The sequence below is a fragment of the Actinoallomurus sp. NPDC052274 genome, from assembly GCF_040679475.1.
In the GTDB taxonomy this organism is placed as follows: Bacteria; Actinomycetota; Actinomycetes; order Streptosporangiales; family Streptosporangiaceae; genus Actinoallomurus; species Actinoallomurus liliacearum.
This window is the reverse complement of record NZ_JBFAUT010000059.1, coordinates 20,485-45,607: the sequence shown is the minus strand read 5'-3', so window position 1 is coordinate 45,607 and position 25,123 is coordinate 20,485. Positions and strand designations below refer to the sequence as shown.

The following is a 25,123-nucleotide window of genomic DNA, read 5'->3' as shown; positions in this document are numbered from 1 at the left end:
TACGACATGTCGAACGTTCACAAGCACGCTCCGACACAGCGATCCGCCGACAGCCGTCCCTGGCACCGGTCTCGCACCTCGACCGGCCGGCGCCTCCCCCCACGCGATTGAAACGGAGCCCTTCCGATGGAGCCCGACTTCAGCAAGTACCGCCTCGAGGGTGACAACTCGATGTATCGGCTGCCGAGCGGCCTCGTCCAACCCGTGGTGACGCGCGGCGGACTGGAGGACACCGGTACGGCCGACTCCGGTGGAGCGGTGCGGATCTCGGGGGTCAGCATCCAGCACACCCCGGCCACGAAGCTGTGGTTCGGCAAGGTCAGCAACGAGCCGGGCTACCGGTCGGTCTCGCACCACCACGGCGAGGCCGAGACCGGCGGCTACGTCCTGTCGGGGCGGGCGCGCATCTACTTCGGCGACGAGTTCGAGGACTACGTCGACATGGAGGAGGGCGACTGGGTCTTCGTGCCGCCGTTCATGCCGCACGTCGAGTGCAATCTCTCGCGCACCAGGCCTCTGGTGTGGATGACCACCCGTACGCCGGAGAACATCGTCGTCAACCTGCCCGACGTCGCCGACACCGACCTGCGGGACTGGCTGAACCGATGACGACTCAGGCCCTGGAGACCTCGGCGGTCTTCACCGCCGCCGTCACGCTGACGCCCGCGGAGACCGAGCACTTCGACGTCGCCTTCACCGCCACCACCCAGCCCTGCCCCTGGCCGAAGGCCTATGGCGGTGATCTGGTCGCCCAGGCCGCGGCCGCGGCCATGCGGTCGGTGACCGACGGCAAGACGCTGCACTCGATGCACGGCTATTTCCTGCGCCCGGCCGACATCGGGGCGCAGGTGCGCTACGAGGTGGAGCTGCTCCGCGACGGCCGTGGCTACAGCACCCGGCAGGTACGCGCTTATCAGCACGGCAAGCCGATCTACGTCTGCCTGGCCAACTTCGCCGCCGGTGAGCCCGGCGGGACGTTCCAGGCCGAGCCGCCCGAGGACGTCCCCGATCCGGAGGAGCTGCCCAGCTCCGCGACGTACCTCGCGCACCGGACCGGCGGCACGATGACCGATGAGTCCAAGGCATACTGGTCCGGCGGCCGCAGCTTCGACATGCGACATCTGCCCGGGCCGGTCTACCTGACCATCGAGGGGCGGCGGACGCCGCACCAGGCGGTGTGGATCAAGCCGTTCGACCCGCTCCGGCCGGTCGAGGGCCTGAGCGACCCGCAGCGGGACATGGCCGCGCTCGCCTATGTCTGCGACTACACCATCCTCGAGCCCGTGCTGCGTGTGCTCGACCTGCCCTGGGCCCGGCCCGGCCTGATCACCGCCAGTCTCGACCACGCCATGTGGTTCCACCGGCCCGGACCGGTCGACGACTGGCTCCTCTACGTCCAGGAAGCGGTCGCCGCCGACACGGGCCGCGGTCTCGGCACCGGCCGCTTCTTCACCCGCGATCGCCGGCACCTCGCCACCGTTGCCCAGGAGGGCATGATCCGCGCCGTTTGACCCGTCGTCCCCTCGCCGGCGGCTCCCGGAAGGCATCCTCATTGTCTCTTTCGCCATCAGCCCACCTGGACACCTTCACCCGCGACCACCTGCCGCCGGCGCATCTGTGGCCGACGCTCGAGTTCACCTTGCCGGAGCTGCGGTATCCGGACCGGCTCAACGCCGCCACAGAGCTCATCGACAAGGCGGTCGCGACGTTCGGAGCCGACCGGCCGGCGCTTCGTACGCCGGACGGGGAGATCTGGTCCTACGGCCTGTTGCGGACACGGGCGAACCAGGTCGCCCAGGTGCTCACCGAGGACCTGGGCCTGGTCTCCGGACAGCGCGTGCTGCTGCGCTCCCCGAACAACCCGTGGACCGTCGCTGCCTGGCTCGGCGTGCTCAAGGCCGGAGGCGTCGTCGTGACCACCATGGCCGCGCTGCGCGCCCGCGAGGTGACGCCGATCGTCGAACGGACCCGGCCGTCCATCGCGCTGGTGGACCACCGGTTCGCCGAGGACGTCCACGTCGTCAAGGACACGACGCTGCCGTCCATGACGGTCGTGGAGTACGGAGGCGCCGGCGCGGACGACCTCGTCGAACGTGCCCTGGTCAAGTCCGGGCGATTCAGCGACGTGGCGACCGCCGCGGACGACGTCGCACTCCTGGGGCCGACGTCCGGCAGCACCGGCGTCCCGAAGATCACCATGCATTTCCACCGTGATCTGCTGTCCATCGACCGCACCTTCGGCCGCCCGGTGCTCGGGCTGACCCCGGACGACACGGTCGCCTGCTCCGCGCCCCTCGCGTTCACGTTCGGTCTCGGCATGCTCATGGTCTTCCCGCTGCTGGCCGGCGCCTGCGCGCTGCTGACCGAGTCCGCCACCCCGCCGCAGCTCGCCGACATCGTCCAGCGACACGGCGTCACGGTGCTCGCGACCGCTCCGACGGCCTTCAAGGCGATCCTGCGTGACGGCCAGGAGCAGAAGCTGGCCGGGCTGCGGACCGGTGTGTCGGCCGGCGAACACCTTCCACGGGCCACTTGGGAGGGGCTACGCGACAGGCTCGGGCTGCGGGTCATCGATGGCATCGGCGCCACCGAGATGCTGCACATCTTCATCGCGGCCGCCGGTGACGACATTCGGCCCGGCGCCACCGGGAGGCCGGTGCCCGGCTACCGCGCCACGATCCTCGGCCCGGACGGCGAAGAGCTCGGACCCGGTGAGTACGGACGGCTCGCCGTCATCGGCCCGGTCGGTTGTCGCTATCTGGACTCCGCCCGCCAGACGGACTACGTCGTCGACGGCTGGAACGTCACCGGCGACGTCTTCTACCGGGATGAGGACGGTTACTTCTTCTACCAGGCCCGCAGCGACAACATGATCGTCTCGTCCGGCTACAACATCGGCGGGCCCGAGGTCGAGGCCGCCATCGACACCCATCCCGACGTGCTGGAGTCCGGTGTCGTCGGCCGTCCCGACGCGCAGCGCGGCTCCGTCGTGTGCGCCTTCGTCGTGCTTCGGGACGGCGTGGTCGGCGACGCGGCCAAGGCGAAGGAGATCCAGGATCACGTCAAGCGGGTCCTGGCCCCCTACAAGTACCCGCGCGACGTGCGGTTCTGCGACTCGCTGCCGCGCAACAGCAGCGGCAAACTCCAGCGTTTCGCTCTGCGCGGGGTCATCGACGACGAGCAGGCCGCCATGCCTGTCGCCGAGCAGTGAGAGGAACTTCCGTGAAGATCGCGATTGTCGGCGGTGGCCCCGGCGGCCTGTACTTCGCCGCCTTGATGAAACAGCTCGACCCCGGCCATGACATCACCGTCTGGGAGCGGAACGCCCCGGACGACACGTTCGGCTTCGGCGTGGTGTTCTCGGATGAGACGCTCGGCGGCATCGAGAGCGCCGACACGGAGTTCGCCGACGCCATGGCGAGGCGGTTCGCCCGGTGGACCGACATCGACATCCACTTCCGGGGAGAAAGCCATACCGTCGGCGGGCAGGGCTTCGCCGCCATGAGCCGCAAGGAACTGTTGCGCCTGCTGCAGGAGCGCTGCCGCGGTCTCGGCGTCGTCACGCACTTCTCCACGCTCGCCCCCGCCGTCGGCGACCTCATCGCGTCCTACGATCTGGTGGTCGGCGCCGACGGGCTCAATTCGCAGGTCAGGCAGGCTTACGCGGACGTGTTCCGCCCCACGCTGGACCGGCGGCCCAACAAGTACATGTGGCTCGGCACGGATCGGGTCTTCGAAGCCTTCCAGTTCTTCATCAAGCAGACCGAGTGGGGGACCATGCAGGTCCACGGCTACCCCTACTCCGACGGCGGCTCCACCTTCATCGTCGAGATGCGCGAGGACGTCTGGCGTCGTGCCGGTTTCGACGTCACCGAGGGAGTCGAGTTCCCGCCGGGCGTCTCCGACGAGCAGGCCATCGAGCGGCTCCGGGAGCTGTTCGCCGATGAGCTCGGCGGTCACCAGGTCTTCGCCAACAACTCCAAGTGGCTGAACTTCACCACCGTGCGCAACGAACGGTGGCATCACGGCAACCTCGTTCTCATCGGCGACGCGGCGCACACCGCGCACTTCTCGATCGGGTCGGGCACCAAGCTCGCCATGGAGGACGCGCTCGCCCTCGCGGCCTGCCTGCACGAGAACCGGGATGCCGAGGCCGCGCTGACGGCCTACGAGAGTGAGCGACGACCCGTCGTCGAATCCACCCAGCGGGCGGCCCAGGCATCCCTGGAGTGGTTCGAGAACATCGGCATGTACGTTCACCAGGAGCCGACCCAGTTCTGCTTCAACCTGCTGACCCGGTCGCGCCGCATCACCTACGACAATCTGCGCACCCGCGACCGGGATTTCGCCGACCGCGTCGACGCCGCCTTCGCCGCCTCGCAGGGCCTGGACGGCGTCGCGCCGGCGATGTTCCAGCCCTTCCGGCTGGGGCGGCTGGAGCTGAAGAACCGGGTCGTCGTCTCCCCGATGGACATGTACTCCGCCGTCGACGGCATGCCCGGCGACTTCCATCTCGTCCACCTCGGTTCCAAGGCCATGGGCGGGGCGGGACTGGTGATGACCGAGATGGTCTGCGTCTCGCCGGACGGCCGGATCACCCCCGGCTGCACGGGTCTGTGGACCGACGAGCAGCGTGACTCCTGGGCCCGGATCGTGTCCTTCGTGCACGACCGGACCACCGCCCGCATGGGTCTTCAGCTCGGCCATTCCGGCAGGAAGGGGTCGACCAGGCTGATGTGGGAGGGTGTGGACGACCCGCTGGAGCGGGGAAACTGGGAGGTCGTCGGCCCGTCACCGCTGCCGTACGGTCCGGGCTCGCCCGTTCCGCGCGAGGTCACCCGCGCCGACATGGACGAGATCGTCGCGGACTTCGTCGCGGCCGGCCGTCGCGGTGCCGAAGCCGGATTCGACCTGCTCGAGCTGCACTGCGCGCACGGCTACCTGCTGTCCTCCTTCCTGTCGCCCCTCTCCAACCACCGCGCCGATGAGTACGGCGGCTCCCTCGAGAACCGCCTCCGCTTTCCCTTGGAGGTGTTCGACGCGGTACGTGCCGCCTGGCCCGCCGAGCGGCCGATGAGCGTGCGGATATCCGCGACGGACTGGGCTCCGGACGGCAACACCGAGAAGGACGCCGTCGAGATCGCCCGGGCCTTCATCGCCCACGGGGCCGACGCCATCGACGTCTCGTCGGGCCAGGTCACCAAGGACGAGCGTCCCGCGTTCGGCCGTTCGTACCAGACCCCGTTCGCCGACCGTGTCCGGCAGGAGGTCGCGGCCGCCACCGGCACGGCCGTCATCGCCGTCGGCGCCATCGCCTCCTACGACGACGTGAACTCGATCCTGCTGGCCGGGCGCGCCGACCTGTGCGCCGTCGGTCGTACGCATCTCTATGACCCGCACTGGACGCTGCACGCGGCGGCCGAGCAGGAGTACCGAGGCGCGGCCGCGGAATGGCCCGTGCAGTTCGCGGCAGGTCGCCGCAAGCCGCCGACCGCGCGCACCGACGCGGTACGCCCCCGTCTGTCTCTCCTGCGTACCGACACCACCGACCAGAACGTCCACCTGCGCTGGACCCCGCACCGGGACCCGGCACCCGTCTCCTGATCCGTGGGCGGCCCGGACCTCGTCCGGGCCGCCCACGGCCGCCTGACCCCGGCCCTAGGACATCCCGGCCTTCGCGCGGAGCATGAACTCCTCACTGGTGACGACGTCGGCGGTCGACTGGGCGAGCACGACCAGCGAGGCGCGGTGGACCTCCTCGGCGGTCATGGCCCCCCACCCGAGGTCCGGGTGGTCGTAGGTGGCACAGGAGTCGGCGAGGACCAGCGTCCAGAAGTCCCGGAACATCGCGTCGCGTGCGGTGGCGTGCACGCAGTCCTCCGTGGTCACTCCGGTGACGGCCACGGTGGTGATGCCCCTGCCGCGCAGGACGATCTCCAGGTCGGTGCCGTGGAATCCGCTGTAGCGATGTTTCTTGATAACCGGTTCGCCCGGTAGGGGAGCGACGGCCGGATGGACCTCCGTCCCCGGAGTGCCGTCGATCAGCGCGCCGCGCTGGGCGATCGGCGGGTAGAGGTCGGCGTAGCGTCCCATGTCGGTCCCGTCCGCCCGGTGAACGTGGGTCGTGTAGACCACGAAGATTCCGGTGTCGCGGCAGAAATCGAGGGTGCTCTTCAGCGTCGGCAGCATCGCCCTGCCGGCGGGTGACTCGAGCGGTGCCCCGGGAGCGACGAAGTCGTTCTGGACGTCCACGACGATGAGCGCGGTTCGTGCCGGATCGATCCGGCTGACGTGATAGCCCACGGCGGCTGTCCTCCTTGGTTCCAGCCTTAATGTCGTAAATATGACGATCGTCACGGAGACGTTAGCGCCTGGCGTTGATCGGGGGCAATGCCCGAATGCTCGCCGCCTGCCGGGAGACGCTGAGAGTCCATCGCGGACGTACGGCCGGGGCGCGCAGGTGTGTCCGGTGCCGCGTGTGATCGTTGGTATCGTGGCCGGGTGACGGCCGCGTCAGACACGAGTGAGACCGGCGCCGACGCGCCGACGCGCAGTGCGCAGCCGAGGCACCTGATCGTCACCGTCTACGGCCTGTACTCCCGGTCGGACGGCGGCTGGCTGTCGGTCGCCTCGCTGATCGCGCTGCTCGCCGATCTCGGAGTCGACGAGCCCGCCGTCCGCTCGTCGATCTCACGGCTCAAGCGGCGCGGGATCCTGCGCGCGCGCCGGCACGACGGCGCGGCCGGCTACGAACTGTCCGACGAGGCGCTGGCCATCCTGCGCGAAGGGGACGACCGTATCTTCCGGCGACGGCGTGCGACGCTCACCGACGGGTGGATGCTCGCCGTCTTCTCGGTGCCCGAGTCCGAACGCCACAAGCGCCATGTCCTGCGTTCCCAGTTGACCAGGCTCGGCTTCGGCACCGCCGCGCCGGGCGTGTGGATCGCACCGGCGCACCTGCACGACGCGACGGCCGAGATGCTGCGGCGACTCGACCTGGACGCATACGCGGACCTGTTCCGCGGCGAGCATCTGGCGTTCGGAGATCTGGCCGCGAAGGTCCGCCGATGGTGGGATCTCGACGAGCTCGAGCGGCTCTATGGAGCGTTCCTCCAGGCGCACGCGCCGGTGCTGCGACGGCGCCGCACCCCCCAGGCGGGGGAGGCGTTCGCCGACTATGTTCGAGTGCTCACCGATTGGCGGCGACTGCCGTACCTCGACCCGGGCCTGCCCGAGGAACTGCTGCCCAGCGGCTGGATCGGGATCCGGGCCGCCGACCTCTTCTTCGCGCTGAAGGCGCGGCTGGAGGAGCCCGCCCGCGCCCACGTCATGGCCACCATCACCGGGTGACCAGCAGCGGCCTCCCGCGCCGAGACCGGCGGAGGTCGCCCTCAGGGAGCCGCCTTCGGCCGGTCGGGCGGCTCGGTCCCGAGACGTGCCCGTCAGCCGCAGCCTGGCCGGTGTCATGCTGTCGGATCGCTGACGACCGGCGTCCCGGAAGTTCTTCAAAAGAATCCGGGAGGTGGTGTCGGATCGGGGCGTGGTGTTCGTAGCAGGGATGGGGCCGCCCACACGGGGCGGCGCCAAGGCAGAGGACCGCGATCATGAAGCTGACTCCTCGCCCTCTACGACCAACCCGTCCGCCTCGAGCCCTCGCCGATCATCGCCCTGAGCCGGGCCATCGCGGTCGCCGAGCTTGACGGGCCGGAGGTGGCACTGGCGGCCGTCGACCGTCTTGAGGACAAGCTGGCCGGCTATCCGGCGGCCGGTTCCTGAACCGGTCCGCTGCAGGGCCTACGTGGCTTCTTACAGGATGTGACCGATTGTGGACATAATGCATTGGTGGCTGTGTGAGATGCCCGGACTACAGGCAGTATGTGGGTGGTCGCTGGAAGGACCGGCGTTGCCGGGATCGGTGTGGCTGGGGTGACTGTGTGGTAGACGATCTGCTCGGTACGGCAGGAAGTTCGATGGACGATGCGGCGCTGGCCGCTCTGCGGGAGTTGGCGGCCGCACCCGATGATCGGTATCGGCAGCGTCCGGCGGCGGGGCCGGCCGGGGAGCCGTGCACGCTCACGGTCGGTATGGCGACCTATGACGACTACGACGGGGTGTACTTCTCGGTGATGAGCCTGTTGCTCTATCACGCCGAGGTGATGGACAGGGTCAGCATCGTGGTGGTCGACAACCACCCCTCCGGGCCGCACGCGTGGGCGTTGAAGCGGCTGGAGCAGGCGATCCCGCAACTGCGGTACGTCCCCTACGACCGGCGTGTCGGCACCGCGGCCCGTGACCGGGTGTTCCGCGAAGCCGCCTCGGACTGGGTGTTGTGCATGGACTCCCACGTACAGCTCCATCCCGGAGCGCTGGCAGCGCTACTGGACTACATCGCCGACCACCCCGACGGCGGCGATCTGATCCAAGGGCCGCTCGTGTCGGAGGATCGGCGCACGGTATCGACCCATTGGGAACCGGAATGGCGGCAGGGGATGTACGGCGTATGGGGCACCGACCCGCGCGGCATCGACGCTTCCGCGCCGGCGTTCGAGATCGGCATGCAGGGGCTGGGTGTCTTCGCCTGCCGTACCAAGGCGTGGCCCGGTCTGAACCCTGCCTTCGCCGGTCACGGGGGCGAGGAAGGCTACCTGCAGGAGAAGTTCCGCCGCGCCGGCCATGGCGTGGTGTGCCTGCCCGCGCTGCGGTGGACTCACCGTTTCGACGCTCCCCGGCCGGTCCCCGCCACCCAGACCTGGTATCGGCGGCTGCGTAACTACCTGATCGGCTTCGACGAACTCGGCCTGCCCGCCGACGAGGCCATCGATCATTTCACCGGCATCCTGGGGGAGGCGACGGTCGAGGAGGGTCTGGCCGCCTACCAGGCCGAGGTGCGGAACCCGTTCACCGCCTTCGACGCCATCACCTGCGTCAACCTCGACGATCGCCCGGATCGCTGGGAACGTATGCAAATACGGCTGGCCGCCTTGGGCATCCCCCCAGAACGGGTCCATCGCCAACCGGCCACCCTCACGCCGGGCAACCACCACATCGGCTGCGCGCTGTCGCACCGGCAGGCGATCCAGCAGGCCCATACCGATGGCCTGGAATCGGTTCTGGTGCTGGAAGACGACGCGGTCTTCCTCAACGGCGCGACCTGGGTGCTGCGCCGTGCCCTGGCCGAAATCCAGTCGCGGCCGTGGTCACTGTTCTACCTCGGCGGTGCCGACTGGGGCCGGACCTTCCCGCGCGTCGACGGATGCGACCACTTGGAGGCGATCACCGGCGTCACCACCACCCACGCCATCGCCTACCACCGCAGCGTCTTCACCCGCCTCCTCGGCGAGCTCCCCGACACCGTCGAGGGCATGTCCGCCTGGATCGGCCGCAACATCGCCCTGGACCAGTATCTGGCCCGGTGGGATGAGCCTGGCTGTTACCGCATCGTCCCGGTCATCGCCGCCCAGGAAGGCCAACTCGATCTGGTTGCCGAAGACCTCCGCGACCAGTTCGCCGTGTGACCACACCCGATCACGACCCCCGGCAACAATGAAAGGAATTCTCACCCGTGGTGAACGCCCCTCTGGCCCGCTATGACGGGCTGCGCGTCAAGGAGACCGGTGACGGCCGTCTGGCCGTCTACGACGAGGCCACCGACCAGGGACATGTCCTGAGCCCGGTGTGCGCCGCGGTGTTCCGCCTGGCCGACGGCACCCGTGGTCTCACCGACCTCACCGCGGCCGTCGCCCAGACCCACCCGACGGCCGATTCCGACCTCATCCGGCTCGCCCTGGCCGAACTGCACACCAGCGGCCTGCTCGACGTCCCGCTGAGCGAACCGGATAACACTCTGTCCCGCCGGCACGCTCTGCGCCGCTTCGCGGCGGTCGGGGCCGCCGCCGCTGCCGTGCCTTTGATCAGTTCGCTCGGCGGCATCGCCCGCCGCGACTCCGCGCAGGCCGACACCCGCGCGGAGGCAGCCGGACGATCCAAGGGCCTGCACGCCAACGTCAACGCCACGGTCCCCAATCCCGGGCTTCCCGTCGAGGTCGACGCCGGTGCCAGCGCCAACGTCGCCGGATCATCCACGGGAATCCACCTCATGTGCGTGACCACTTCGGCACCAAGCGACCGTCGCATCAAGGCCGACATCACTCCGGTGCGCTGGGACCGATGAGGCCACCTCGCCTGAGGCGGGTCTGGTGGGGCGGCCCGGTGGTCCGGGTGGCCCCACCAGCGGTCACGCCGCCTCACCCACCGACGCCCGTCCTCGGCACCGCGAACCCGGAAACGGCCGTGGCCGGCGAGCCGGTGAACGGCTACGACATCCTCGATAAGGTCGCGAGCCTGCCCATCAGCACCTGGCGCTACAAGTGGGAACCCGGCCACGTCCGCCATCTGGGACCCATGGCCCAAGATTGGTACGCCACCTTCGGCCTCGCAGACACCGACACCGCCATCCCCTGCGTCGACGCCAACGGCGTCGCCATGGTCGCCATCCAGGCCCTGTACCGCCGCATCACCGACCTCGAAAACGAGCTCACCGAACTCACCGGCCGGTCCCAGGCACCCACTCAAGCCCAACCACTCCGGCGGGCCTCAGCATCGGTCGCCGCGCCCCAAGCACCTGGCCCGGACACGGTTCGCGATCCGGCCGCCGGGCACCCTCGCCCGCACCGTCACCGCGGCACAGGATCGGCGGGGAGCCGTGGTGTTGGGCACGCGCGGCGCGACCTTCTCTCGGAAGCCAGCACGACCACCCCCCGCCGCATCTTCCAGTTCGCCCACCGCCTCGACGCGATCCCCCCGCTCTGCCGCGACTGCATGGCCAGCGTCCAGGACTTCGCCGCCGCCCACGGCTACACCTACCGACTCCTCACCCTCGACGACCTGCCCGCCCTGATCCACGACGCCACCCGCCCACCTGCCCTCGCTGACGGCACCGACCAGTTCCTGCCGGACCTGTTGCGGCGCTGCCGCAACCTCGGCGACCTGTCCGACCTGGTCCGCAGCATTCTGCTGGACCAGCACGGAGGCTGGTGGTTCGACTGGGATCTGCGCGTCGTCCACCCCGACCGCCTGGCCGACCACCTCCAGGCCGCCGCCCGTTTTCACTGGAGCGGAATCGTCTCCGAAGACGACGACATCGTCTCCAGCGAATTCCAAGGCGCCGCCCCCGCCAACCCCATCCACCGCGGGTTCCTGGACTGGCTGGCCAGCACGACCCATCACCGGGACCCCGGCCAGTTCCTCGCCGGACCCCACGAATTCACCGCCTACCTGCGCACCATCGGCTTCATCGACCACAGGCTCCACCTCGACCCGCTCGGCCACACCTTCCAAGCCGGATACACCCAGGTCAAGCGCTTTGCCGCCTTCCCGGACCCCGCCGACCCCCGGCCCCTGTTCCACCACTGGGTACACGCCTGGGCCAAACCCTTCGACCTGTCCGCGTGGATCAACGACCACTTCCCACCCGCCGAACGCGAGGACCACCAGCCACGACCGTGAACCGGCCTCCCGGCGTACTGCGGCCAACGCCTACCGAACCACGGCAAGAAGCCAGAACACGATGGCGGGCACATTTGCACCGGCCAGTCGATCCATCAGCGGTGCGAGCACGGCCACCCGCGTATCGACGGGCTGTTCTCCCAGCGCGGTACACGTCGCCAGGGCGAGATAAGCGCATTTGTCATGTAGACCTGGAGGACGGCCAGGTGCTCACCGCCCTCCAGGCCCGGCCCGGCTCACCGGAGGAGCAGTCCCTGGCCCTGCTCACCACGATGACCGCGACCCGACGCCGCGGTCAACCGCGCTTCGCCATTGTCGTCCGCACGCTCGGTTCCCGAAATGAACCTTCACGGTGACGGCGTAGCCGAATACCTTGCCCGGCCGCACCTACGGTGAAGGAATGATCCGCTTTCGGCCGGCGAGGCCAGGCGCCGGCCCAAGGCACGACCGGTCTCAGCCCTCTTCGGAGTCGGGCGACGGGCCACCTTCACCTACCCGTCAGAAGATGGGAGCCCGCCGGCTGCCGGGACGGTCACGCCAAGCGCGGAATCGCGGCGCACCGGTACGGCGGAAACCGGGATGGGCGCTCTGGCTGCCTCTCGCCGGCTGGGCCGCGTTGATCGTCGGCACCTTCGGGACAGGCGCACTGCTGCGCCGGGCCGGGGCGATGCCGGTGGATGCGTTCCCACCACTGCATGCCCAGGCTCGGTTACTGCTCCGTCCCTTGCTGCCTGCGGTGGCCTTTGGACTGGTAGCGGTCGCGGTCCTGCCGGTGACGGCCCGGCGGCTGCCGTGGCGGCCGCTGCCGGCGGTCGCGTGGCTTGGTTCGGTGGGCTGGGCGGTGGTCCTCCAGCTTCCCGATGGCATCTCCCGGCCGCTGACAACCCCGACGGAGTACCTCGCCGGACTGCCGGCGATGGGTGATGATCCCCTGGGCTGGCTGCGCGGTTTCACGATGGAGATGCAGACCTTTCCCACGCACGTGAAGGGGCATCCGCCGCTGCCCATGCTGGTTCTGTGGACGATCCAGTGGGTGGGGCTGGCCGGCGCCGGGTGGGCGGCTGCCTTGGTGATCGCGGTTGGGGGTTCGGCGGCGGCTGCCATCGCGGTCACCGTGCGGGTGATCGCTGGTGAGGACGTCGCGCGCCGGGCGGTGCCGTTCCTTGTGCTCTCGCCGGTCGCGCTGTGGGTCGCCACCAGTATGGACGCCTTCTTTCTCGGAGTGGCGGCATGGGCGGTGGCGCTGGTCACCGTCGCGGCCGCCGGTTCCGGCTCGTCCCCGACCGGTGTGGTCGACCCGGGCGCGCGTGGCGGGTCATCCAAGCGGATGGCGGTCGCGTTCGCGGGCGGGCTGCTGCTGGGGTCGCTGCCGTACCTGAGTTATGGCCTGCTGCCGATCTTCACGCTGCCGCTTGCGGCGCTCGTCCTGACGCGGCCGGCCCGGCCGGTTCTCATTGCGCTCGCGGCCGGATCCGTGGTCGTACCGATCGCCTTCACCATCGCCGGGTTCTCCTGGTGGGACGGAGTGGTCGGGACACATGTCGCCTGGCACATCTCCCATGGATCCAGGCGACCCTACGCGTACTTTCTCGTCGGTGACCTGGCAGTCCTGGCCCTTCTCGTCGGTCCGGCGGCTGCTATGGCCCTGCCGACCGCGCTGCGGCGCGCCGCCGTTCTGGCATTCACCACATCACCCGGCGGACGGAGGCGCCCTGCGCCGGACAGACTCGGGTGGCTCGCCGCCGCCGCACTCGCCGGCGTGCTCGCGCTGGACCTGTCCGGTGTCACATCCGGTGAGGTCGAGCGCATCTGGATTCCCTACGCGGCGTGGGTCGTGACCGTGACCGCCGTCCACCGTCCACCGGGCCGGACGATGCTGCTCGCGCAGACGGCGACCGCCCTTGTGATCGAGGCCCTCGTACGGTCGCCATGGTGAAGCGCGCGCTGTGCGGCGGGGCTGCTCAGGCGCGGCCGGCGAACTCGGCGATGCCGTCTTCGAAGCGGACCGACGCGCGGAAGCCGAGTCCGGCGGCGGCCCGGTCGGGCGCGGCGACGATGTGCCGGACGTCGCCCAGCCGGTAGTCGCCGGTCACGACCGGGTCGGGGCCGCCGTACGCCTTGGCGAGGGCGGCGGCCATCTCCCCGACCGTGCGCGGCCTACCGCTGGCGATGTTGTAGGCGCGCAGTTCGCCCGGGCCGGGCCGGGACTCCAGCGCGAGGACGTTGGCGCGCGCGACGTCGCGGACGTGGACGAAGTCGCGCCGCTGGCCGCCGTCCTCGAAGACGAGCGGTGGCTCGCCGTGTTCGAGGCGGGAGCGGAAGACCGCGGCGACGCCCGCGTACGGGGTGTCGCGCGGCATCCGCGGCCCGTACACGTTGTGGTAGCGCAGCGCCACGACGGACCCGCCGGTCGCCCGCGCCCACGACGCCGCGAGATGTTCTTGGGCGAGCTTCGTGTCGGCGTAGGCGTTGCGGGGGTCCATCGGGGCGTCCTCGTCGACGGTGCCGGGGGTCAGCGGCGCCGCGCAGGCCGGGCAGCGCGGTTCGAAACGGCCGCCTGCGAGATCGGCGGCCGTCCGGGGGCCGGGCCGGACGCGGTCGTGGTCCGGGCAGTCGTAGGCGCCCTCGCCGTACACCACCATCGAGGAGGCCAGCACGAGGCGTTCCACACCCGCTTGTGCCATGCCGGCGAGCAGCACGGCGGTGCCCAGGACGTTCGTCGAGGCGTACGCCGGGAGGTCGGAGACGTCGACGCCGAGGCCGACCTTGGCCGCCTGATGGCAGACTGCCTCTACCCCTTCCAGGTGGCGTGCGACCGTCGACTCGTCACGTACGTCTTGATCGGACCGCAGGTCGAGCGGACGTGTGTCGTGGCCACGCTCGTGCAGTGCCTCGACGACATGAGAGCCGATGAACCCGGCCGAGCCGGTGACGAGTACGCGCATGCCCGCACGCTAACCGGAGAGGGCCTCGCGGAGTCCCGCGGCGCGACCGGCCGTACGCATCCGTTGCGAAGTCCAGCGCTCGAGTGCCGCCGACCGTCCATCGACATGGCGGGCACGGCAGGTGAGATACGGCGCGTGCCGTCCTCGCCGGCGGGGCGACCGCTGTGCGCACGATGGTTCCGAGGCCCCACGGCTTCAGCTCAGGATGGCGGCACGGTGTCAGAACGTGTGCCTTGGCGGTCGCGGATGGCGCACGCGGCGTTGATCAGGCCGATGTGGCTGAACGCCTGGGGGAAGTTGCCGATGGGCTCGCCGGTGACCGAATCGACCTCTTCGGCGAGCAGACCGACGTCGTTGGCATGGGAGACCGCGGCCCGGAACACCCGATCGGCGCGTGCCGTCTGGCCGGTCAGGGCGAGGGCATGGGCCAGCCAGAACGTGCAGAGCAGGAAGGTTCCTTCTCCGCCGGGTAGCCCGTCCGAGGTGGTGTACCGGCGAACGAGACCGCGGGCGTCGGTGAGGTGTGTCGCGATGGCGTTCACGGTGGCGCGGACACGGGGGTCATCGCCGGGCAGGAACCCGACCATGGGGATGGTCAGCGCGGATGCGTCCAGGCTCGGGTCGCCGAAGGCCTGGGTGAACGCGCCGACATCCGCGTTCCAGCCATCTGTGAGGATCGCCGTACGGATCTGGGAGCGGATCCGCTCCCAGCCGCTGACGCGGTCGGTCGCCCCGAGGGCGGGGGCCAGGGCGATGGCGCGGTCGAGGGCCACCCAGCACATGAGCTTGGAATGCAGGAAGTGCCGGCTCGGTCCGCGGATCTCCCAGATGCCTTGATCGGGTTCCTGCCAGCGGTGCGCGGCGGTCTCGGCGGCGCCGAGCAGGAACGTTCGCGTGATCGGGTCGTACTGGTGGTGCGTCGTGTTGGTACGGAGCTGGTGGGCGGCGTCGAGCAGTTCACCGTAGACGTCGAGCTGGCGCTGGCGCCATGCGTCGTTGCCGACGCGTACGGGGGCGCTGCCGCGCCAGCCGGTCAGATGAGGCAGCGGGCGTTCGCTGAGATCACGCTCTCCGCCGACGCCGTACATGATCTGCAGATCGGAGGCGTGGTCTAGCCGGGTGGCCGCCGCGCGGGCGAGGAAGCCGAAGAAGGCCGCCTCCTCCTTCTCGCATGCCGCACTGTCGAGGGCCTGCAGGGTGAGGCTGGCGTCGCGGACCCAGGTGTAGCGGTAGTCCCAGTTGCGTACTCCGCCGGTCTCCTCCGGCAGCGAGGTGGTGGCCGCGGCGACGATGGCTCCGGTGGGGGCGAATGTCAGCGCGCGAAGCACCCGTCCGCTGTGGGCCACCTGGTCCTGCCAGGGGCCCTGGTATCGGACGTGCTGCCGGGACCAGGACCGCCAGCCTTCGATGGTGTCCTTGATCCGGCGGTGGATGAGCCGCTGGTTCCAGCACTGCGGTTCGGTCTCCCAGGTGGCGCCGGTGTGGAGCGCGAGGCCGAGGCGTCGCCCGGCCGTGAGGGTGACCGTGGCGCGGGCGACGGCACCGTCGGTCCGCAGCTCGGCGGGGATCGACAGGGAGAGAACGTGGGCGCCGCCGCGGGCTATCAGCCCACCACGTACCGGCTCCATCAGGGGGCGTACGAGACCGAACTCCGGGCGTGGCGCGTACGTCACGGCGAGAGTGACGGTGCCTTCCACGCAGGTCGCCTCGCGGAGAAGGACACCCGGTGAGGACGCGCCGATGCCGTGCCCGCGCTCGCGTCTGCCCAGCGCGAGCGCGTCGACGAGCACGATCGTGCCGTCCGGCGTGCGGAAGGTGGTCTCCAGAACGAGCGTGCCCTCGACGTATCTTCGGGCGATCTCGGCGGGACCGGTCGGGCGGATCGACCAGTGTCCGGCGTCATCGTCGAGCAGGCGGGCGAAGATCGCCGGGCTGTCGAACCGGGGGAAGCACAGCCAGTCGACCGAGCCGTCCGAGGTGACCAGGGCGGCCGAACGGCAGTCCCCCAGCAACGCGTAATCGCTGATCGGCCGTGTGCTCACCAGGCGGCCCTCCTACTTCCGGCGGGGTCTTTCCGTCCGCTGTCTCGGGCGCTGTCGGCGCGCCGAGGACGCCGCGGACCGCAGACGCAGGGCGTAGATGACGGCGGATCCGGCGAACAACAGGCCCGTCACCAGGAGCCACCGTCCCAGATAGGGGCTGAGATCCAGCCCGACCGCCTTTCGGTAGGTCTCTCCGGACTGCCGGAGGATGAGCGGGAACCAGACGAGCAGCAGGAGTCCCGACAGCCCGGCCGGTACGCGAACGTAGTTGATCCATGGCCGCCACCGTACGCGCGGGCCCGGCCGGCGCCGTCCCCACCGGCGTCGCTGCACGGCGACGTCGGCGAGCGCGTACAGCGGGAACAGCACGAGGTCGTGCGCGATCGCCGCGCCGACGAACCAGATCAGAAAGCCGACCCAGATTCCCGCGGCGGCGACCCGGCTCGCGGCGTAGCCGGCCAGGGCGAAGCACGCGAGCAGAGCGAGCAGATGCAGGGGATCGGCGCCATAGCGCGCGGCGATCCGCCGGCGGACGGCGCCGAGCGGACGCCGAAGACCGCCCCGGTGATGTACGGCGATCCGCTGACGGGCGGCCGTGGCGATTCGCCGGCGGACGCTCTGGGACGGTGGCTTGGCACTCATGATGCGGGCCGGAAGGTGAGCCGGGTGACCCACTTGGTGTTGTGCACGCCCGGCGCGTTCGGAACGATGATCCGGGCGGGGAACCCATGGTCGAGGGACAGGTCGGCGCCGTTGACGCGAAGCGCGAGCAACGAGGCCGGGTCCGCGAGCTGGCGGACGCTGAGAGTCACCTGGCCGAAGACCCCTCCGCGTTCGAGGGACTCCACGAAGACCTCGTCTCTGCCGGGTACGGCTCCGGCCAGCCGGGCGAGGTCGGCCAGGCGCACACCGGTCCACCTTTGCCGGGTGGACCATCCCTCCACGCAGGCGATGGGCAGGTCGTAGGTGTGCAGGGGCATGGCCAGCAGATCCGGACGGGCGAGGCGCATCCGCTGCGGGCCGACCAGTTCCAGCCGCCAGCCCGGACCGGCATCGCGCGCCGTGATGCCTTTGGCGGCCGCCGTCTTGTTCACCTGGAAGTCGTTGGGCCCGGTGCCGTATTCGCGCCCATGCGGGGACAGCAACGCGGTACGCCGCAGCGGCCCGTCGATCGTCTGGCCGACGGACAGGCCGAACAGCGTCAGTGACGCACCGCCCACGAAGCCGAGCAGCCCGCGCCGCGAGACGGTCGGATCCGCCGGATGAACCGCGACCAGACCGTCGGGGTCGGGCGGTTCGGGACGGGTTTCCGCCAGCCCGGTGCGCAGTTCCCGGCGGAAGCTCCGCGAGCGCAGCGCGCTGATCATCCGTGGGAGCTTCAACGCGACATGGACCACGAACGCCGCCAGGAAGATCCACGCCCCGTACAGGTGCGCCGGATAGAAGAACGGAAACACATAGAACAGCTGGATGTTGAGGATGCCGGTGACGAACTCGAACACCGCGCCCCCGACCAGCAGCAGCAGGCTGATCCGTTCCAGGGCCTGAGCCGGAGAACGCGCCGGAGGCCAGTCGAACAGCTTCGGGATGACCGACCACAGCTTGGCCAGCAGGACCGGAACCAGCGTGATCCCGAGGATGACGTGGACCGCCTGGCTGAGCCGATACAGCCAGGCCGGACGGGTCGGCCAATCGAAGAGGTAGAAGCCCAGGACGCCCTTTTGCGGTGTCAGGTCGTTGCCCGCCAGTCGCGGGTCGTAGGCGGCATAAGACAGCAGCCCGGTGACCGCGATCAGGGTGATGCCGACCAGTAGGACGACGCCGAACACCGATGTCAGCCACGGCCCCCGCACCGGGCTCCGCCAGAACTCACGACGAAACGGCCCGGGCGGTGGGTGCGCGGTCAGCCAGGCGCTTCCCCCGTACCGGCGCCGGCCCGGACGTTCAGCAGAGCGGGCCTCGTTCCGTTCGTCTCGCGGCATTCGTTGATCTGCCATGGCTCCCCCCGAAAGCCACTGCTTCTCCCATTCCCCGCAACGTCCGGCCCGATTCCCGACAAGCGCACGGTCATGGGGCGAACCGCCACGGTGGCGAGGCGTCCGCAGGGACGAGATCGCGTACGCAGGCGGCGAAACGGGTCCGTGGGGCGAGACGAGCGACCGCGGCAGCGTCCACAGCGGTGTCGACGTCCCGCAGCACAGGAAGATCGGACACCCGCAGACCGGCAGCGCACAGCCGTGCCCGCTGTACGGCGCCGGTGGCGGGAGTGGACATGGGCACGCCTCGCAGCAGCCCGGGGTCGGGCTCTCGTAATCCCAAGGCCCAAAAGCCACCGTCGGCGGCCGGACCGAACCACGCGTCCACCCCCTCCCAGTCCACGGTGAGCAGATCGGGGGTGATCTGCGGCGTGTCCATACCGATCAGTAGCGCCGGCCCCGACACGGCCGCGAACGCTGCGGCCAGTCTCTCATCCAGCCCTCCCGTGACCTGGGGGACGATCTCAAATCCCGCTGGGACCCACGGCCCGGGCCGGCCGTCCAGGACCAGGACCCGGCGGCGGGCGGGCGCGGCGAGCGCTGCACGCAACGTGTCCGCCAAGGCGGCCTCGGCCAGCACGGCCGCCTGCTCGAAAGAGTACGGAGGTACCAGCCGTGTCTTGACCCGCCCCGGCACCGGTTGCTTCGCGATGACCAGCAGGGTCGTCACCGCGCCGTCAGGTGTGAACGCGCCACCGTCCTTCACCGGGTGAGCACCGCGCTCATGTCCTGGACGGCCTGCCGGAAGCCGCGAAGCGTCCCGGTGACCTTCGACCGGCCGATCCGCGGCAGGTAGTCCACCTCGACCTCCCGCACCCGCCAGCCGGCATCCGCCGCGCGTACCACCATCTCCAGTGCGTAACCGCACCGCCGATCGGCCAGCTCCAACGCGAGGAGGTCCGCACGCCGGGCCGCCCGCATCGGCCCGAGATCACGCACCCCTACGCCGGTACGGCGTCGGATACGCCGTGCCAGCTCTCGGTTGGCCAGCCGGCCCGGCAGCGGCCAGACCCGACGTGCAACAGGCCGCCGTCGCCCCAGCACCAGATCGGCCGAGCCGTCCAGGACCGGTCCGGCGACCCGCGGCAGCTGACGGGGATCCAGACTCGCATCGCAGTCACAGAAGCAGACCACCTCGGCGGCGGCCGCCGAAAGGCCCGCGTGACACGCCGCGCCGAACCCACGCCGCGGCTCCATGATGACCACCGCGCCGAGCGACCGGGCGACGCCCGGAGATCCGTCCCCGGAGCCGTTGTCGACCACGATCGGGCGAAAACCGTCGGGGAATCGCTCGAGCACCCATGGCAGCGCCTCGGCCTCATCCAGGCAGGGCAAAATCACGTCAACGACAGCATCAGTCACACTCGGTGATTTCCCCTGAGTGCCTCGGCTCCACACGACCGTGGAAGATTCGGTTCGCTCGCGGCCGGGTGGAGGGTCGACAGGACGGCGATGGTGTGCCGTGCGGCAGATTTGGCGGCGCCGGGCCGCCGACGGAGCCGCTCGGCGGCGGAGCGACCGCGACGGCGATGACCCTGGCGGGCTGGCCGCTCGAAGTTCAGCGGCTCTGGGTACGGGCTCACTGGGACGACGCGGGACGAAGAACGAGTTTGTCGTAGTGGTTCGCGAAGAACTGGACATAGGCGAGCGCTTCCGGGATGACGCCCATGCCGTCACTCTTCGCTGACAGCACCGCGGTTTCGGTCTTGTCACGGACGGCGTACACGGTGAACGCCCGGTGCGGGGGAAGCCCTCGCAGATCGACGACGATCTTCCGGGAAGGGACCGGATGTTCACCGTTCCGGACCCGGGAACCCCTCGTACGTCAATCGGAAGGTTGACGACGGGCATGTTCAGTCCCTGTCGGCTCAGGCCCGCACGGGAACCGGGAGTCGCGCGGGCCACATAGACCAACGCCATCGGGTACTGCCCGATGCGCAGAGTCTTGACCACCGACATGCTCTTGGTGTCGATGCGGGCCGCCGTTCGGCGAACGACGGTAGACCAGCGTCTGGTTCAGATCACCGACCGTGACATAGGCGTAGTCGACCCCGCCGACAGTGACGAAGTTCGGGTGGTTGGTTCGTGGTCCTGTGTCCAGGACGGCCTGGACCTTGTAGGTCTTCGCATTGAGCACGACGGTGGTCCGGCCGTTGGTGGGCATGCCGAGCCAGATCTCCTTGCCGTCCGGGGACACCGCCTCGTCGGACGAGCCGCCCGCGTTCGAGGGAAGGGCTGAACACCACCTTCGAGGGGCCGTCCTCGGAGACGATGCGATCGACGACCCGGTTGTTGCGCCAATCGATGATCGCGACGGTGCCCTGGCCACGCTCCGCCACCCAGAGATAGCGTCCGTCCGGGGAGAAGAAGCCCTCATGCGGGGCGCGGCCCACGTAGATCGTACGCACCACCTTGTTGGAGGCGGTGTCGATGACGTGTGCGGCGTTGGTGGTCACATCGACGACATCGAGGGCCGGCGCTCCGGTCAGATGCTCCGGGACGCCGCGAGCACCTGGTCGCGGTAGGAGACGCCGAGTTGGGCCACGTTGAGGAGCCGCGGGTGGAGCTGCTGCAGGGACATCCGGGCGCGCCAGCCCATACAGCCGAGGACCTAACACCTCGAACGCTGATGACCAGATCACGATGTCGACCTGGCGTACCAACCGCTCGTTTTCAGAGGGCTGTCAGGCGAAGTGTCGGATCGTCGCCGGATTGGCGGATTCGTACGGGTGCCACTGCGCGGCGGGCCGGCCGGTGGCAGCGAAGGCCGCTGCCGCGCGGGAGAAGGTATCGCCGAGAGAGCGGACGGCGGCGGTGGCCTCGCCGAGCATCGCGCTGTCGGGGTAGGCGTCGAAGGTGTTGAAGAAGAACGGGAGTTCGACGCAGTGCGCGGCGCCCAGGTGTGCGGGGTCGTTGGCCGGGGCGTAGTCGAACTGGTAGACGTAGGTGGTGTTGCCGGCGTCGGCGTGGTGGTCGGCGATGGCGAGGGTCCCGTCGCGGAAGACGACCTCGGTCTCGAGCTCGGTCAGGACGTCGCTCGGTGTCGCGTTCGAAAGCCGGGTGGCGGTGCGGTCGAACCGCTCGGCGCCGGCGTCGATCTGTCCGGCCACGGTCGAGCGTGCCTGGTCGGCGGTGACGGCTTGGATGCGCGGGTCGAACGCGAAGAACGAGGTCATCTCGTTCCTGGTGGTGCCGGTCAGCAGCTGCTTGCCGTCGAGGCGTCCGTCGGCCAGCGCCTGCTGCCAGGTCGCGGGAATCCCGGAGGCGCCGAGGACGGGGTACATCGGCGGGGCGACGTTGCCCGGGCGGGAGAGGTTCTGGGAAAGCTGCTGGTAGGCGACCAGGAGCCGGTCGGCGGGAACGGCGCGTAGCGCGGCGCGGGGGTCCTGGCCGCCGCCCAGGCCGAGGATGTCGAGGAAGCCTTGGGCATGGTCGGTCGCCTCCTCGGGGTTCTGCGGCGCCAGCCCGAAGGGGCCGCTCTGGGTGATGACCCGGTTGATGTACGGGCCGGTGACCGGGGAGACGGCGAGGTAGAGGGCGGAGAACGCTCCGGCGGACTGGCCGCCGACGGTGACGTTGCCGAGGTCTCCTCCGAAGACGGCGATGTTGCGTCGCACCCAGGCGAGGGCGGCGACCTGATCCTGCACGCCGAGGTTCTCGATGCCGAGTTCCGGCAGGTAGAGGTAGCCGAGCGGGCCGACGCGGTAGTTGGCGGTGACGACGATGATCTCGCCGGCGGCGGCCAGGTTGCGGCCGTCGTACCAGTCCCAGCCGCCGGATCCGCTGGTGAACCCGCCGCCGTGGAACCACACCAGGACCGGAAGGGCGTGCGAGGCGGATCCGTCGGCCGGCAGGCGAGGGGTCCACACGTTGAGGGTGAGAGAGCCGTCCTCGTTCCAGTCGGGCGTGCGGGATCCCATGACCGCTTCGAGACGGGAGGGGCTCTGCGGGACGGACGGGCCGGGGTGAGCGGCGTCGCGCAGGCCCGGCCATTTCGCGTGCCGCTCGGGAGCGGCGAAGCGCCGTTCTCCCACCGGCGAAGCCGCGTAGGGGATGCCGCGGAACGCCGCGACGCCGTCCTCGATGGTGCCTTGGACGCTGCCCGACTCGGTGTTCACGACAGGGTGCTCGATCACGTTCATCGGTGTCACCTTTCCTTTCGGAGGGGATGGCTCTGGTTTACCGGCGGACGACGGAAAGGCGCGAGAAATCGTCACCCGATGCGCGATGTGCGCCAGGAACCATGGGATTCTGCTGGATATGGGACACGCGAGGCAGGAACTGGATGAGACGGAGCGACGGATCGCCGCTGTGCTGATGGCGTCGCCGCGAGCGTCATGGCGAACGGTCGCCGGTGCCCTTGGCCTCTCCGAGCGCACGGTCGTGCGCCGTGCGACGCCGCTGTTGCACGATGGCACGCTGCAGCCCACAGCGGTCCGCAATCCCGATCGCTTTCCCCGGCTGATCCCGATGGCGTTGCGGATCCGGTGCCGGCCCAGCCGCATCAAGGCGATCGCCGCCGGACTCGCGCGACGAGCCGACACGGTGTGGGTCGACATCCTCGGCGGCGGTGACGAGATCAGCAGCGTGCTCTTTCTCGACGGCCCCCGGGCCCGGACCTCGCTGCTGCTGCGCGACCTGCCCGCCACGGCCGACGTCCAGTCCTGGGACGCCTACGACCTGATGAAGGTGTTTCCCGCGGGATTCGCTTGGAGCGCAGGACTACTGACGACCGATCAGTTCGACTCCCTCACCCCTATCTTGCGCGAGCCCCGTGACGCGCCGGAGATTCAACCGCTGGACGACGCACTCATCGACCAGCTGGCCGCGAACGCGCGCGCCGGCTACGGCGACCTGGCCACCCGACTGGGCGTCTCGGCCTCGACCGTGCGCCGTCGCCTGGACGTGCTCGTGTCCGGGCACATGGTGCGGCTGGCGTGCGAAGTGGACCTGAGGCTGCTGGGCGTCGACGCCGACGCGCTGCTGTGGATCGCCACCGGCCCAGGCAGCCTGGAGCCGATCGGGCACGAGCTCAGCCGGCATCCGCAGGTGCGGTTCGCCGCGGCGACGACCGGAGCGGCGAACCTGCTGGTGGCCGTCGCAGCCGAAGATCTCGGCGGGCTCTACACCTTCCTGACCGAGACCGTTGGATCGATCGACGACGTCCGCGGGCTGGAGGTGACCCGGATTCTCAGCTCGGTCAAACGCACCGGTCGAATTCGCCCATCCGCGATCTGACGCCGCCAAGCTCTCGATTCCAAGAGATCGTTAGCGCGAAACCGAAACGCAGGTCAGGCGCGTAGCCTGACCTGCATCGATGTGGTGGGCGAGCGTACGTGGATCTGATGCGGCCGCTGCACATCCTTCCGCTGCTCGGCCGCGGCACCGGCGCCTTCGGCAAGGTCCAGGGATCCGATGCGCAGGAGGTGTAGGCCCGCCGGCCGCGGGCCCCGATGGCGCTGCAGATCGAGACGGCCTCAGCCCCGCGTGGTCAGTCGGGTCCACCCTGTTCGCTTCGGTGATCTCGCGCTATCCGGGCAGGCCGTCCCGCGCGGTGAGTCGGTTGACGTTCGTCGAGCGGCGGCGTCGGCCAGTGAGCTTCTAGAGGACGGCGTCGGCGAGCCGCAGGATCTCCTCGGGGTTGTCGAGTGTCGGGTTGAATATCAGTTCGTCGGCGCCGATCGCGGCGAATTGCTGGACGGCGGACCGCACCGCATCGGGTCCGCCGTTGACACCGGACGCGGTGGCGTCGGCGAGCTCATCACCGTGCGCGCTGTAGTAATGGTGGACGTTGGCACGGCCGGCGTCGATGTCCCCGAACGCGTAATAGGCGATCGCGACCAGCCGAGGTGAACCCTCCCGTCCCGCGCCGGCCCACGCCGCCCGGGCCTTGGCGAACGCGTCGGCGACCGTCGCCGCCGGCATGGACGCGCCGATGTACCCCTGGCCCCAGCGGGCCATCCGCTCGAAAGCAGGGTTGGAGAAACCGCCGAAGAGAATCGGTACTTCCCGGGTGCCGGTGGGAACCGCGGGGTTGGTCCCGCCGATCGGCTCTCCCTTCCAGATGGCGCGGTAGATCGCCAGGCTGTGGTCGAGTCTCTTACCCCGTCCCTGCGGCCCGAGGCCTTCGGTCACGAAGTCGTCCCGGTGCCCGCCGGTGCCGATGCCCAGCGTGAGGCGCCCGCCCGAGATTCCGTCGATGCCGGCGATCTCTTTCGCGAGGAGTGCCGGTGGCCACACCGGCGCTATCAGGATGTTGGTGATCAGCTTGATCACGCTTGTGACGCCGGCCGCGGCGGCGAGCGCGACGGTGTCCATCACCCCCGGATAGGCGATGCGGCCGACCGTCCCCAGCGTGGAGAACCCGGCCCTCTCCGCCTGTGCGGCCCATTCGGGGATGACGGTGGGACGGACGTTCCGCACCTGATTCGGCAGGCCTATCCCGATCTTCATCGCCGACTCCTGAATCTCGGCCGTCCGGTCGCGTCGTCCGCAGACTTCGATGCCGTCCCCTCGGCGCTCGTCGTTGACCGGCGAAAGCGGGCAAGGTAGCGAGGCGGGAAAGATCGACAAGGTCCGGCTACCCGGCGGGGAC

The 25,123-nt window shown here is 69.9% G+C and carries 21 protein-coding genes; 10 read left to right on the top strand and 11 right to left on the bottom strand.

Annotated elements, in window-relative coordinates; all coding sequences use genetic code 11:
* Nucleotides 1-126: 126 nt before the first annotated feature.
* Genes AB0K82_RS35735 through AB0K82_RS35720 form a run of 4 tightly spaced genes read left to right on the top strand, consistent with a single transcriptional unit; the run spans nt 127 to nt 5,604 of the window.
* Complete coding sequence (locus tag AB0K82_RS35735; RefSeq protein ID WP_364405546.1) at nt 127-609, top strand: cupin domain-containing protein; 483 nt, start codon at nt 127-129, stop codon at nt 607-609.
* Nucleotides 606-1,511 carry an acyl-CoA thioesterase domain-containing protein gene (locus tag AB0K82_RS35730; RefSeq protein ID WP_364405544.1) on the top strand — a complete coding sequence of 302 codons (906 nt, stop codon included), beginning with the start codon at nt 606-608 and terminating at the stop codon, nt 1,509-1,511. Before AB0K82_RS35735 ends, AB0K82_RS35730 begins: the two co-directional genes overlap by 4 nt.
* Nucleotides 1,512-1,552: 41 nt before the next feature.
* On the top strand, nt 1,553-3,211 hold the full coding sequence (locus AB0K82_RS35725) for an AMP-binding protein (protein WP_364405542.1): 1,659 nt from the start codon (nt 1,553-1,555) through the stop codon (nt 3,209-3,211).
* 11 nt (nt 3,212-3,222) lie between these two features.
* Entirely contained in the window at nt 3,223-5,604 is a 2,382-nt protein-coding gene (locus AB0K82_RS35720; protein WP_364405540.1) for a bifunctional salicylyl-CoA 5-hydroxylase/oxidoreductase, read from the top strand.
* A 54-nt stretch (nt 5,605-5,658) separates the two neighbouring features.
* Here the strand turns inward: AB0K82_RS35720 and AB0K82_RS35715 are convergent, their stop codons facing one another.
* A complete protein-coding gene (locus tag AB0K82_RS35715; RefSeq protein ID WP_364405538.1) occupies nt 5,659-6,303 on the bottom strand; it encodes a cysteine hydrolase in 645 nt (214 codons plus the stop codon).
* A 198-nt stretch (nt 6,304-6,501) separates the two neighbouring features.
* Between AB0K82_RS35715 and AB0K82_RS35710 the strand changes: the two genes are divergently transcribed.
* The 5 genes from AB0K82_RS35710 (at nt 6,502) to AB0K82_RS35690 (ending at nt 13,441) form a co-directional block, all read left to right on the top strand.
* On the top strand, nt 6,502-7,350 hold the full coding sequence (locus tag AB0K82_RS35710; RefSeq protein WP_364405536.1) for a PaaX family transcriptional regulator C-terminal domain-containing protein: 849 nt from the start codon (nt 6,502-6,504) through the stop codon (nt 7,348-7,350).
* Nucleotides 7,351-7,970: 620 nt separating this feature from the next.
* Nucleotides 7,971-9,515 carry a glycosyltransferase gene (locus AB0K82_RS35705; RefSeq protein WP_364405535.1) on the top strand — a complete coding sequence of 515 codons (1,545 nt, stop codon included), beginning with the start codon at nt 7,971-7,973 and terminating at the stop codon, nt 9,513-9,515.
* A gap of 47 nt (nt 9,516-9,562) precedes the next feature.
* Entirely contained in the window at nt 9,563-10,171 is a 609-nt protein-coding gene (locus AB0K82_RS35700) for a hypothetical protein (protein WP_364405533.1), read from the top strand.
* A complete protein-coding gene (locus tag AB0K82_RS35695) occupies nt 10,168-11,505 on the top strand; it encodes a tail fiber domain-containing protein (protein WP_364405531.1) in 1,338 nt (445 codons plus the stop codon). Before AB0K82_RS35700 ends, AB0K82_RS35695 begins: the two co-directional genes overlap by 4 nt.
* A gap of 616 nt (nt 11,506-12,121) precedes the next feature.
* The gene (locus AB0K82_RS35690; RefSeq protein ID WP_364405529.1) at nt 12,122-13,441 is read left to right on the top strand and encodes a hypothetical protein; all 1,320 of its coding nucleotides are present in this window, start codon (nt 12,122-12,124) and stop codon (nt 13,439-13,441) included.
* Between the two features lie 25 nt (nt 13,442-13,466).
* On the opposite strand, the gene AB0K82_RS35685 is transcribed toward AB0K82_RS35690, so the two are convergent.
* The 9 genes from AB0K82_RS35685 to AB0K82_RS35645 all read right to left on the bottom strand — a co-directional run bounded on the left by AB0K82_RS35685 (nt 13,467) and on the right by AB0K82_RS35645 (nt 22,670).
* Nucleotides 13,467-14,450 (bottom strand): NAD-dependent epimerase/dehydratase family protein, encoded by a 984-nt coding sequence (locus AB0K82_RS35685; RefSeq protein ID WP_364405528.1) that lies wholly within the window; start codon nt 14,448-14,450, stop codon nt 13,467-13,469.
* Between the two features lie 200 nt (nt 14,451-14,650).
* Nucleotides 14,651-16,492, bottom strand: a complete 1,842-nt coding sequence (locus tag AB0K82_RS35680) for a glycoside hydrolase family 15 protein (RefSeq protein ID WP_364405526.1) — start codon at nt 16,490-16,492, stop codon at nt 14,651-14,653.
* Between the two features lie 12 nt (nt 16,493-16,504).
* Nucleotides 16,505-17,134: a hypothetical protein gene (locus AB0K82_RS35675; protein WP_364405524.1), complete on the bottom strand. Its 630-nt coding sequence runs from the start codon at nt 17,132-17,134 to the stop codon at nt 16,505-16,507.
* Nucleotides 17,131-18,345, bottom strand: coding sequence for a molybdopterin-dependent oxidoreductase (locus tag AB0K82_RS35670; protein ID WP_364405522.1), 1,215 nt, complete (start codon nt 18,343-18,345; stop codon nt 17,131-17,133). Before AB0K82_RS35670 ends, AB0K82_RS35675 begins: the two co-directional genes overlap by 4 nt.
* Nucleotides 18,346-18,559: 214 nt before the next feature.
* Nucleotides 18,560-19,234: a DUF2064 domain-containing protein gene (locus AB0K82_RS35665; protein WP_364405521.1), complete on the bottom strand. Its 675-nt coding sequence runs from the start codon at nt 19,232-19,234 to the stop codon at nt 18,560-18,562.
* Nucleotides 19,231-19,869 carry a glycosyltransferase family 2 protein gene (locus tag AB0K82_RS35660; RefSeq protein ID WP_364405519.1) on the bottom strand — a complete coding sequence of 213 codons (639 nt, stop codon included), beginning with the start codon at nt 19,867-19,869 and terminating at the stop codon, nt 19,231-19,233. Before AB0K82_RS35660 ends, AB0K82_RS35665 begins: the two co-directional genes overlap by 4 nt.
* 238 nt (nt 19,870-20,107) lie before the next feature.
* Nucleotides 20,108-20,254, bottom strand: a complete 147-nt coding sequence (locus tag AB0K82_RS35655) for a hypothetical protein (protein ID WP_364405517.1) — start codon at nt 20,252-20,254, stop codon at nt 20,108-20,110.
* 99 nt (nt 20,255-20,353) lie between these two features.
* On the bottom strand, nt 20,354-20,692 hold the full coding sequence (locus tag AB0K82_RS35650; protein WP_364405515.1) for a hypothetical protein: 339 nt from the start codon (nt 20,690-20,692) through the stop codon (nt 20,354-20,356).
* Between the two features lie 520 nt (nt 20,693-21,212).
* Complete coding sequence (locus AB0K82_RS35645) at nt 21,213-22,670, bottom strand: carboxylesterase family protein (protein ID WP_364405513.1); 1,458 nt, start codon at nt 22,668-22,670, stop codon at nt 21,213-21,215.
* Between AB0K82_RS35645 and AB0K82_RS35640 the strand changes: the two genes are divergently transcribed.
* The gene (locus AB0K82_RS35640; protein ID WP_364405512.1) at nt 22,639-23,766 is read left to right on the top strand and encodes an AsnC family transcriptional regulator; all 1,128 of its coding nucleotides are present in this window, start codon (nt 22,639-22,641) and stop codon (nt 23,764-23,766) included. The genes AB0K82_RS35645 and AB0K82_RS35640 overlap by 32 nt on opposite strands.
* Before the next feature lie 363 nt (nt 23,767-24,129).
* Here AB0K82_RS35640 and AB0K82_RS35635 read toward each other — a convergent pair whose 3' ends face one another.
* Nucleotides 24,130-24,981, bottom strand: a complete 852-nt coding sequence (locus tag AB0K82_RS35635; RefSeq protein ID WP_364405510.1) for an LLM class flavin-dependent oxidoreductase — start codon at nt 24,979-24,981, stop codon at nt 24,130-24,132.
* Between the last annotated feature and the right edge of the window lie 142 nt (nt 24,982-25,123).